Consider the following 10,299-nt stretch of genomic DNA (forward strand, 5'->3'; position numbering starts at 1 on the left):
GACGCGTTTTCTTCACGCGAACCGGTATCCACTTCGCTCGAAAACGCTCCAGTGCGGCGCGGCGGATCTCGAACGTCTCTCCCGTTGCGCGCGGACGGCCCGCGTCGCCTTTGTTTTTTATCATGATCGCGTTTCCTCAATGAACCTGGTTGGACCAGGCAGGATTGTGAGGCGATCGTCTCCGGCCGATGGTTGTTGTGTGCAGGGTTCCCGGCCGGATTGTCACCGCCTGCCTTGTCACCGCGATATATACGATAGTATATAGCGAGAGGGAAGCTGCGATGGCAGGAGCGCGCGCCATGCAACGGGAATTGGTGTCGTGGCGCCGATGCATGTGCTGCGGTGGCGTCATCGATGGGCTCGCTGACGATGGGGCGATCGAATTCGACGCGCGCATCGGCTTGTTTACCGACGAGTGCGCATTCGTCTGCAACGACTGCACCGCAAGCCTGATCGCGGCCGCGGCGCGGCGCAGACAGGAAACAGTGCGGCGGAAGTAGCGCGAAGATGACCGATCTCAGTCCGGGCTGAATGCGTCGTACACCAGCTTTCGGAACGCGGGTGTGATGCGCTGGCGTTCGTTCTGGGTCTGCTCCAGCATGATGTAGATCATGTCGAGTTTCGGATCGACGCCGAAATAGGTGCCGCTGCCGCTGTCCCACTTCAGCTCGCCGATCGAGCCGGGTGGCGGCGGCTTGGCGATGCCGGGATCGGTCCGCACCGCGACGCCGTAGCCGTAGCCGAAGCCGTCGCCGGGGAAGTACCAATAGTCGCGGCCGACACCGGAGCCCGGCCCGATATGGTCCGTCGTCATGTCCTTGAAGGCGGCCGGACTGAGATAGCGTTTGCCGTCGAGTTCGCCGCCATTGAGCAGCATCTGCGCGAAGCGCGCATAATCGAGAATCGTCGAGACCAGGCCGCCGCCGCCGGACTCCCACTCCGGATGCGCGCGCCGCTCGGTTTCGGAGTCGATCAGGATCTTGTCGGAAGGCAGCGGTTCCGCCAGCCGCGTCCGTTCGGCTTCCGCATCGAGCACGTATCTGGTGTCGTTCATTTTCAGGGGATCGAATATCCGCTCCTTCTCGAACTGATAGAGCGACTTGCCCGAGACGATCTCGATCACCCGGCCGAGCACGTCGGTCGAATGACCGTAGCGCCACAATGTCCCGGGCTGCCGCGACAGCGGTAGCTTGGCCAGCCTGGCCGTGAACTCCTTGTTGTCGAACTGTCCGTCGAACAGATGTCCCGCGCGATAGAGTTTCTGGACCCAGTCGGCGCCGATATATTCATAGGTGATGCCCGAGGTGTGCCGCATCAGGTCCTCGATCGTGATTGGACGGATCGGCGGCACCAGCTCGAGCTTGCTCAGATCGTTGCCGCCGTCCGGCTCGATGCCGACCTTCACGTCGGCGAACGCCGGAATGTATTTCGACAGCGGATCCTGCGGCGACAGTTTGCCGTCATCGACCAGCATCATCGCGGCGGTGTTGGTGACGGGCTTGGTCATCGAGCGCAGCGAGAACATCGTGTCCAGGCGCATCGGCGACTTGGTCGTGACGTCGCGATAGCCGAAGGTCTTCAGATAGACCGGCTTGCCGTGTTGCTGGATCAGGATGACCGCGCCGGGAATGCGACCGCTCGAGACCTCGGCGTCGAAGAACTCGGTAATGCGTTCGAGTTTTCCCGGCGACGGGGCAGGGACGTCGGAGCCACGCGCGGCGCCCGATGTGACAAGTGCAAGACACAGGATCGCGGCCGTTGCCGCCCGACGCGTCCGCATCGCGATATGGACTGCTCGATCAAATCCGGACGACATTGGAACGCTGCCCCTGTCTGATGCCCTTGAGCGCCTAAGCGTGGCGAGAGCGCTCCCGCGCACCATAATCTTCTTTGAGCGAGTTTATTCCTTAACGAAGGTCGGAAATTTATACAATTTGCGTGGCGCCGACCGGCGTCCGCACGGCATTCGACAGCACCTGCAACGCCTGGCTCAGCTCGGCGCGGTTGCGCGCGGCGCCGAGCGACACCCGGAGGCCGCGGGGCGCGGCTTCTCCAGCCGCAAAGGCGTCTTCGCCGACCACGGCGAGGCCATTGCGCATCAGATGCGACAGCAGGTCGGTGCCGTCGAAATGCTTCGGCAGGGGCATCCAGAGATGGTGGCTCGCCGGCCGCGCCGCGTAGGCCACGCCCTTGAGGAAGCGCGCCGCAAGCTGCTGGCGGGCAGCCGCCTCGTTGCGGATGGCACGGATGATGTCGGCGGCAACCCCCGAGCGCAGCCATTGCGTGACCAGCGCCACCATCAGCGATGGTGGCATCTGCATGGTGGCCTGCATGCCGGCGCGCATGCGCTGCTCGGCGCTCGCATCGGGCGCCAGCAGATAGGCCACGCGCAAGGCTGGCGCGATGCATTTCGCGATGCTCGCGGCATAGTAAGTGTGCTCGGGAATCAGGGCCGCGATCGGCGCCATCTGCGGCTCGAGCGGGCCGTAGACGTCGTCCTCGATCAGGACGCAGCCGCGCTTCCTGATGATATCGGCGATCGCCTTGCGCCGCGCCGGCCCCATCGTCGCCGTGGTCGGGTTCTGCTGAGTCGGCACCAGATAGACCGCCTTCGGCTTGTGCTTGCGGCAGGCCTCGTCGAGCGCGTCGGGCCGCGCGCCCTCAGTATCCATCGCAACGCCGACCAGGCGGACGTCGAGCCGTGCCGCCGCGGCCTTGATGCCGGGGAATGTCAGCGCCTCCGTCAGCACGACGTCTCCGGGCGACGTCAGCGCCAGCAGCGCGTTGAAGATGATCGCCTGCGAACCCGGATAGATCACGATGCGATCGGCCGATGCGTCAGGTACGCGTGGCGCGAGCCACGCCGCGCCGACCTCGCGTTCATCCGCGGTGCCGCCGGGACGGGTATAGCCGAGATAGGCGGAGAACCCGGCCTCGGAGCGGATGGTCGCCAGTCCCTGCGCGATCCGCAGGTCGAGATTGGCCTCGACCGGCTGTGGCGGCAGGTTCATCGACAGGTCGATATTGACCGGCGTGGGCAGGTCGGACGCCGCGCGCGCGGTGGTCTCCGAGACGAAGGTGCCCTGGCCGACGCGGGCGTCGAGCAGTCCGCGCCGCCGTGCTTCGCCATAGGCGCGCGTCACCGTGGTGAGGTCGATGTCGAGCGCGGTCGCCAGCGCGCGATGGGTCGGCAGCCGCTGGCCGCGGACCAGCCGGCCGCTGGCGATATCGGCGGCGAGCGCATCGACGATGCGCAGGAACATCGGGCCGTGCCATTCCGAAACCGTAGGGATCCAATCCATGCAATTCGACGCTTTGTCTTTGATTGTATGCTCTTGAATCCATATTGTATGGATCATCAGATCAGGTCAAGGACAACAGCCAAAGGAAGACGGCCAAAGGAGAACGACAAATGACCGAGACGGTTTCCCTGCAAAAGGCGATGTGGCGCGGCTTCACGATGAAGTGCCCGAACTGCGGGCGCGGCCATCTGTTCGGCCGTTTCCTCAAGGTGGCGGATCATTGCGAGGTGTGCAGCGAGGACTTCACGCCGCAGCGCGCCGACGACTTCCCGGCCTATCTCGTCATCGTCGTGGTCGGCCACGTCGTGGTGCCGGCGCTGCTCTGGATGGAAATGGCCTACGCGCCGCCGGCCTGGCTGCAACTTGCGATCTGGTTGCCGGTGACCTTGTTCAGCGCACTCGCGCTGCTGCAACCGACCAAGGGCGCGATCGTCGGCCTGCAATGGCAGCTCGGGATGGAAGGATTTGCGGCGACGCGACGTGTCGTCGCGCGGACCCGCGACTTGTCCGCCGTAGCTCAGCGAGCGAAGGCGGAAGCCTGAGGCAGACTACGGCATCGTAGCCCGGATGAGCGAAGCGACATCCGGGTTCTTTTCGGCCCCGCATATCGCTGCGCTCATGCGGGCTACGGGTTCATCAAATCGGATGATGATGCGGTCGGAACATGCGGCCCTTCTCGGTCACCAGCACCACGGCGAGCGCGGCCAGTGTGCAGAGGAAGAAGCCGGTCGCGAACGGCCCCAGCGTGCCGTCGTAGTCCTGGCCGATCGTGGTGCCGACGCCGATCCCGAGCAGCGTGGTGATGGTGCCGTACAGCGAGGAGGCGGTGCCGGCGATCTTGCCCTGCGGCTCCATCGCGAGCGCGGTGAAATTCGCCATCATCAGCCCGAACGCGAACATCATCAGGCCTGACAGCACCATGAACAGCGGCAGCGACAACGTGTTGGTCTTCACCGTGAGGAACAGCACACCGGCGACCACGGCAAAGCCGGTCAGCGCGGCGTGCGAGATCACCCGCATGCCGATGCGGCCGACGATCCGCGAATTGAGGAAGCCGGCGATCGCGACGCCGACCGCGCAGGCCGCGAAGGCAACCGGAAAATAATGTCCGAGCTTGAAGATCTCGGTGAAGATCTGCTGCGACGAGAACACGAAGGCGAACAGCGAGCCCTGCACGCCGCCGGCGGCGAGCGCATAGCCGAGCGTCTGCCGGTTGGTGACGGTCTGGCGGAACGCCGACAGCACGTCCGGGATCGCCAGCGACTTGCGCAGCTCCTTCGGCAGCGTCTCCGGCATCCGCATCGCGCTCCAGGCCAGCGCGATCACGCCATAGATCATCAGCAGCACGAAGATGCCGCGCCAGTGGGTCAGCAGCATCACCGCCTGGCCGAATGACGGCGCGATCACGGGCACTGCGATGAACACCATCATCGCCAGCGACATCACGCTCGCCATCCGCCGACCGGCGTAGCAGTCGCGCACGATCGAGGTCGCGATCACGCGGGTTGCCGCAGTGCCGAGCCCTTGCAGCGCGCGCGCCAAAAGCAACGTCTCGAACGAGGGCGCCATGATCGCGAGCAGGCCGGCGATGGTGTAGACGGTCATGCCGCCGAGCAGCACCGGGCGGCGGCCGAAGCGGTCCGACAGCGGGCCCATCACGAACTGGCCGACGCCGAAGCCGACCAGGAAGATCGACAGCACCATCTGCGGGCGGTTGGCGTCGGCGATCTGGAACGCGGAGCGGATGTTCGGCAGCGCCGGCAGCATCATGTCCATCGCCAGCGGGTTCAGCGCCATGATCGAGGCGATGACGACGACGAATTCAGGAAAGCCCATCGGGCGGTGGCCTGAGGAAACCCAGGCATCGGCATTGATGTCAGACACTTATGACCTCTTGGAGAGCCTCCGATCATAATGGCGTTGCTGCGTTGCACAATCGGCGTTTCGAGATGGGAGACCGTCGGCGAGGGCTGAGGTCGTCAGGTCATGGAACCGGACCGCGGGCCCTGGTCAGGGTATTATCGTTGCTGCTGCAACTATTTAACTCGTGCCGCGCGAAAACCTCTGCTATCCCGGTACCAGCATCCGTGCGGGGCGGGCGCATCGCGCCGATCATGCCGGCACGGCCAAGAACTGATTCAAGAACGGGTTTGGGGAGGCCATATGTCCATCGAAATGTCCGCGCGTTCGCGCGGCGCGGAACTGTCGGATGAGGAACGCAAGGTCCTCACCGCAACGCTCGTCGGCACCACCATCGAGTGGTACGATTTCTTCGTCTACGCCCAGGCGGCGGGCCTGGTGTTCGGCGCGCTGTTCTTCGCGCCGATGAACGCGAACAATCCGCTGCTGGCACAGATCGTCTCGTTTGCGACGCTCGGCCTGTCCTTCCTGTTCCGTCCGCTCGGCGCCATCGTCTGCGGCCATCTCGGCGACCGCTTCGGGCGCAAGAACATGCTGGTGGTCACGCTGCTGTTGATGGGGGCGGCGACCGCGCTGGTCGGCCTGCTGCCGACCTACGCGCAGATCGGCGCCTGGGCGCCGGCACTGCTTATTCTCCTGCGCATCCTGCAAGGCTTCTCGGCCGGCGGCGAATGGGGTGGCGCGGCGCTGATGTCGGTGGAATCGGCGCCGGTCGATCGGCGCAGCTTCTTCGGCTCGTTCCCGCAGATCGGCACGCCGCTCGGCATGATCCTGGCGACCGGCGTGCTGTGGGTGCTCACCGCGACGCTCGGCAAGCAGGCGATGATGGAGTGGGGCTGGCGGATTCCGTTCCTGCTGTCGATCCTCCTGATCGTCGTCGGCATCGTGATCCGCCGCACCGTGGAGGAGTCGCCGGTGTTCAAGGCGATGCAGCGACGGCACCGCGAATCCTCCGCGCCGCTGAGGGATTTGATGCGCAATCACAGCAAGGAGATTTTCCGCACCGCGCTGATCTTCATGGCCAACAATGCGGCCGGCTACATCCTGATCGCGTTCCTGATCAGCTATGGCGCCAATACGCTGAAGATGCCGTCCGAGCAGCTGCTGCTGATCGGCACGCTGGCGGCGGTGAGCTGGTTCGTCTTCACGCTGGTCGGCGGTATCCTCGGCGACAAGATCGGCCGCGTGCGTTGCTTCCAGATCGGCTACACGCTGATGGTGCTGTGGGCGGTGCCGATGTGGTTTTTGATCGACAGCAAGAATCTGCTGCTGTTCTTCGTCAGCGCCGTCGGCCTCACTGTCGCGCTCGGCCTGTCGTACGGCCCGCAGGCGGCGCTCTATGCCGAGCTGTTTCCGGCCAAGGTGCGCTATTCCGGCGTCTCGATCGGCTACGCACTCGGCGCCATCTTCGGCGGCGCTTTCGCCCCGATGATCGCGCAATGGATCATCGGTACCTACGGCGAGTCCTGGCGCGTCGGCGTCTACATCGCGGTGCTGGCGCTGATCTCGCTGATCACGGTGTCGACGATCAAGGATCCGCAGGGTGTCGATCTGAACGTCGACGACGCGAAAGCGTAGAAGGAGAGCCGTAGGGCGGATTAGCCCATCGGGTCCGCGCAAAGCGCGGCCCGACGACAGGCTCCGGCGCAATACGCGCGGTCTCTGCGTTGCGGTGGATTAGGCTATGCTAATCCACCGCTACGCAGCGGCGGTCCTTCAGATCCGGGCGCCGCGGTTGTAGCCGTCGACGAGCTGATTGTAGTCGCGCATCAGCCGGGCCGGTGATCCTTCCACCATCCAGCCCGCGCCGGCGTTGCTCAGCATCATCTTCTCACCTGAATTGTAAGGCACCTTGTCGCGAACGCGGCGCATCAGTTGCTTCGCCGTGGTGAGGAATGACTTGGCGCTGCCGATGAACATCGAGCCGAGCTTGACGTCGCCGTCCTTGCCCGAGGCCTCCTCCATGGCCTTCACCGTGGCCTCATACTCGTTGAGCGCCTGAGTGATCGCGTCGATGTCGGGTTTGTCGGCCTGCTCTGCGCGAAGCACGCGCTTGGCCTGGATCATCAGCGCCTCGACATAATAGTGCGATTTGCGGCCTTCGCTCGCCTCGATCGCGGCCAGTTGCTCTGCGGCACGCTTGTCATTGATCGCCTCGACGCCGGCGCGCAGCGCCTTGTCGGCGCTGGCGAACGCATCCCAGGCCGCGACCAGGCGCGGATGCAGCGCCTTGCCCTTGGCCATCTTGTCGTCCTTGTAGTTCTCCTGGGTGTAGTAGTCGTCCGTCTCCTTCAACAGCGGCTCGAGTGTGGTGACGGCCGCAACATATGCATTCGCGGCGGCTTCAAGCCCGGCATCGTGCGGCTCCGCCGCATTGGCGGCCGCGACGCTCGTCTTGCAGTCGGACGTGTCGTAGATCGTGTAGGTGCCGTAGATGATCCGCTCTTTGCCCGTCGGACCGCTCTTGGCGGCCCAGGAAAAGTACCGGTCGCGGGATTCGTAGGATCGCGCCGAGAGACGGTTGATGCACCCGACATAGGCATTCATCTTTTGCGTCAGTTGCGCGGAGGAGGCGCCCGCCGACGATGCCGGCGGGGCCTGCTGGGCCGCGGCCGGTTCGAGCAACGCAATGACGGCCGCAATCAGAAGGAAAGAGGTATTTCGCATCAGGAGTTTGCCCTTGTCTCAGCCGGGAGTTGGCCGCCCCGGTCTAGGAAGCTTGTGTGACGGCAGAAGGTGACGCCACGGGCCTCCGCGGCGCCGCGTCGTACACTATCGACGGACTTGTTTGTCGCCTACCGGCCAAAATCCGTTCGATCGATCGTCGGAACCCGGCGTGTAACGCGCGCCTATTTGACCCCAAGCATCGCCTTCAGCTTCAGTACCGCGCTGTCGGGCGTCGTCAACACCTCGCGGCCGGTGACCTCGGCGACGCGCGCGGCGGCCGGCGCCATGCTGTACTGGGCGAGCGCGATCAGGTCGCAGTCGCGCAGATCCTCGCTGGCCTCGACCACGATGCGATCGTGCTCGGCGCGGTCGCCGCCGTCGAGTGCCGCCAGGGCGCCCTCGGCGAGTTTTGGCACCAGCGTGACCTCGGACGGAAATTCCGGCGGCATCGACACCAACGTCGGCGGGAAGGTGGAGAGCAGGCCGATCCGCTTTCCCTTGGCGACCGCCTGTTCGATCATCGCCTCGTTCGGCTTCAAGACCGGCATCGGCGCGTGCGTGCGCGCCACCGCCTCGATGCAGGGCCCGAATGCCGAACAGGTGAACAGGATGCCGTCGGCGCCGGTGCTGGCCGCATATTGGCCCATCGCCAGAAAGCGTTCCGTCATGCGCTCGGAGAGCTTGCCGTCGCGCGCGAGGTCGGCGGAGAGGCTGTCATCGAGCAGGTTCATCAGCCGCGCCTCCGGCCAATGCCGCGCGAACGAGGCCTCGATCGGCACGATCGAGTGCTTCAGGGCGTGAATGAGGGTGATGCGCATGAGGTCTTTCTTCTCCCTCTCCCCGCTTTTCGCGGGGAGAGGGTTGGGGTGAGGGGCTCTATCGTCGTAACAGGTCAGAAGGGGATATGCGGAGACTCCCCCTCACCCGTCATTCAAGCTTTGCTTGAATGACGACCTCTCCCCGCAAGCGGGGCGAGGTGGAGATCACTTGAACGGGATCGCGTACATCAACCCGCCCTTGCTCCAGGTGGCGTTGAGGCCGCGGTCGAGCTTCAAGGGGCTTGCCTTGCCGACATTGCGCTCGAAGATCTCGCCGTAATTGCCGCCGGCCTTGATCGCCGCGACCAGCCATTTGTTGTCGAGGCCGAGCCGCGAGCCGAGATCGCCCGACACGCCGAGCAGGCGCTGGATTGCCGGGGCCTGCGACTTCGTCATCTCGTCGGCGTTCGACTGGGTGACGCCGAGCTCCTCGGCCTCGACCAGGCCGTAATGCAGCCAGGTCACGATGTCGCTCCAGACCTCGTCGCCGTTGCGGGTGAACGGACCGAGTGGCTCCTTGCTGATGGTCAGCGGCAGCACGACGTAATCGTCGGGCTTCGGTGCTGCGGTCGCGACCGCGCCGGCGAGCGCGGAGGCGTCCTGGGTCATGGCATCGCAGCGGCCGCCGAAGAAGGCCTGGTACATGGTGTCGGGCCGGTCGAACACCAAAGGCTTCCAGTCGATGCCGTTGGCGCGGCCGTAGTCGCCGAGCGTCACTTCATGGGTGGTGCCCTGGGCGACGCAGACGGTGGCGCCCTTGAGATCCTTCGGCTCCTTCACGCCGAGGTCCTTCTTCACCACGAAGCCCTGGCCGTCGTAGAAATTGACCGGGCCCTGGCGCAGCCCGAGCGTAGTGCCGCGCAGATAGGTCTGCGTCGAATTGCGGTACAGCACGTCGATCTCGCCGGACTGCAACGCCGTGAAGCGGTTCTGCGCGGTCAGTGCGACATAGCGCACCTTGGCGGGATCGCCGAGCACGCCGGCGGCAAGCGCGCGACAATAGTCGACGTCGAGGCCCTTGAAGTTGCCCTGCGAGTCCGGCGCCGAGAAGCCGGCGAAGCCGGTGGAAACGCCGCACACCAGCGTGCCGCGTTGCTTGACGGTGTCGAGCGTTGCAGCGCTTGCGCTCGCGATGCTCGCGACAAGAACGGTTGCGGTGATCAATGCCCTGTACATTCTGTCCTCCTCCTAGTGACCAACGTCCTTCAATGCGCTGTCGACCGCAGCGCCGAGCCTTTCGACGATCATGTCGATGTCGCCGGAAGTCGCGATATAGGGCGGGGCGAGCAACACATGGTCGCCGCGCTGGCCGTCCGCGGTGCCGCCGGACGGATAGCAGGCAAGTCCGCCCGCGAAGGCCGCGGACTTGATGCGCTGATGCAGCTTGAGCTTGGGATCGAACGGCTGGCGGGTGCCGCGATCGGCGACCAGCTCGATCGCCCAGAACAGGCCCCGGCCCCTGATGTCGCCGACATGGCGGTGATTGCCGAAGCGTTCGGTGAGCCGCTGCTCGAGCTGGCGGCCGCTCTCCTTGACCTGGTCGAGCAAATTCTCCTCCGCGATCGTCTTCTGCACTTCGAGCGCCGCGGCGC

At 65.0% G+C, this 10,299-nt stretch carries 10 protein-coding genes; 3 read left to right on the top strand and 7 right to left on the bottom strand.

Annotation, left to right across the window (positions count from 1 at the left end):
• Positions 1-299: 299 nt before the first annotated feature.
• The gene (locus B2W55_RS02865) at positions 300-500 is read left to right on the top strand and encodes a hypothetical protein (RefSeq protein ID WP_145987281.1); all 201 of its coding nucleotides are present in this window, start codon (positions 300-302) and stop codon (positions 498-500) included.
• 17 nt (positions 501-517) lie between these two features.
• Here the strand turns inward: B2W55_RS02865 and B2W55_RS02870 are convergent, their stop codons facing one another.
• Positions 518-1,780: a serine hydrolase domain-containing protein gene (locus B2W55_RS02870; protein ID WP_244442177.1), complete on the bottom strand. Its 1,263-nt coding sequence runs from the start codon at positions 1,778-1,780 to the stop codon at positions 518-520.
• A gap of 145 nt (positions 1,781-1,925) precedes the next feature.
• A complete protein-coding gene (locus B2W55_RS02875; RefSeq protein WP_024580577.1) occupies positions 1,926-3,302 on the bottom strand; it encodes a PLP-dependent aminotransferase family protein in 1,377 nt (458 codons plus the stop codon).
• A gap of 110 nt (positions 3,303-3,412) precedes the next feature.
• On the opposite strand from B2W55_RS02875, the gene B2W55_RS02880 reads away from it, so the two are divergent.
• Positions 3,413-3,844: a DUF983 domain-containing protein gene (locus B2W55_RS02880; RefSeq protein WP_024580578.1), complete on the top strand. Its 432-nt coding sequence runs from the start codon at positions 3,413-3,415 to the stop codon at positions 3,842-3,844.
• Between the two features lie 94 nt (positions 3,845-3,938).
• On the opposite strand, the gene B2W55_RS02885 is transcribed toward B2W55_RS02880, so the two are convergent.
• Positions 3,939-5,186: a multidrug effflux MFS transporter gene (locus tag B2W55_RS02885; RefSeq protein WP_024580579.1), complete on the bottom strand. Its 1,248-nt coding sequence runs from the start codon at positions 5,184-5,186 to the stop codon at positions 3,939-3,941.
• Between the two features lie 279 nt (positions 5,187-5,465).
• Between B2W55_RS02885 and B2W55_RS02890 the strand changes: the two genes are divergently transcribed.
• A complete protein-coding gene (locus tag B2W55_RS02890; RefSeq protein ID WP_024580580.1) occupies positions 5,466-6,800 on the top strand; it encodes an MFS transporter in 1,335 nt (444 codons plus the stop codon).
• Positions 6,801-6,938: 138 nt separating this feature from the next.
• On the opposite strand, the gene B2W55_RS02895 is transcribed toward B2W55_RS02890, so the two are convergent.
• From B2W55_RS02895 to B2W55_RS02910, 4 genes are all read right to left on the bottom strand, one after another.
• Positions 6,939-7,889 carry a YiiG family protein gene (locus tag B2W55_RS02895; protein WP_024580581.1) on the bottom strand — a complete coding sequence of 317 codons (951 nt, stop codon included), beginning with the start codon at positions 7,887-7,889 and terminating at the stop codon, positions 6,939-6,941.
• A gap of 182 nt (positions 7,890-8,071) precedes the next feature.
• Positions 8,072-8,707, bottom strand: coding sequence for an aspartate/glutamate racemase family protein (locus tag B2W55_RS02900; RefSeq protein WP_024580582.1), 636 nt, complete (start codon positions 8,705-8,707; stop codon positions 8,072-8,074).
• A 165-nt stretch (positions 8,708-8,872) separates the two neighbouring features.
• On the bottom strand, positions 8,873-9,883 hold the full coding sequence (locus tag B2W55_RS02905) for an amino acid ABC transporter substrate-binding protein (protein ID WP_024580583.1): 1,011 nt from the start codon (positions 9,881-9,883) through the stop codon (positions 8,873-8,875).
• Between the two features lie 12 nt (positions 9,884-9,895).
• A partial coding sequence (locus tag B2W55_RS02910; RefSeq protein ID WP_291532180.1) for an aminotransferase class III-fold pyridoxal phosphate-dependent enzyme occupies positions 9,896-10,299 on the bottom strand: 404 nt, incomplete at its 5' end.

Source organism: Bradyrhizobium sp. UBA2491, assembly GCF_002341725.1.
Lineage (GTDB): Bacteria > Pseudomonadota > Alphaproteobacteria > Rhizobiales > Xanthobacteraceae > Bradyrhizobium.

Coding starts and splice junctions, on each gene's coding strand:
- B2W55_RS02865 (WP_145987281.1), top strand. CDS start 300: ATGCAACGGGAATTGGTGTCGTGGCGCCGATGCATGTGCTGCGGTGGC.
- B2W55_RS02870 (WP_244442177.1), bottom strand. CDS start 1,780: ATGCGGACGCGTCGGGCGGCAACGGCCGCGATCCTGTGTCTTGCACTT.
- B2W55_RS02875 (WP_024580577.1), bottom strand. CDS start 3,302: ATGGATTGGATCCCTACGGTTTCGGAATGGCACGGCCCGATGTTCCTG.
- B2W55_RS02880 (WP_024580578.1), top strand. CDS start 3,413: ATGACCGAGACGGTTTCCCTGCAAAAGGCGATGTGGCGCGGCTTCACG.
- B2W55_RS02890 (WP_024580580.1), top strand. CDS start 5,466: ATGTCCATCGAAATGTCCGCGCGTTCGCGCGGCGCGGAACTGTCGGAT.
- B2W55_RS02895 (WP_024580581.1), bottom strand. CDS start 7,889: ATGCGAAATACCTCTTTCCTTCTGATTGCGGCCGTCATTGCGTTGCTC.
- B2W55_RS02900 (WP_024580582.1), bottom strand. CDS start 8,707: ATGCGCATCACCCTCATTCACGCCCTGAAGCACTCGATCGTGCCGATC.
- B2W55_RS02905 (WP_024580583.1), bottom strand. CDS start 9,883: ATGTACAGGGCATTGATCACCGCAACCGTTCTTGTCGCGAGCATCGCG.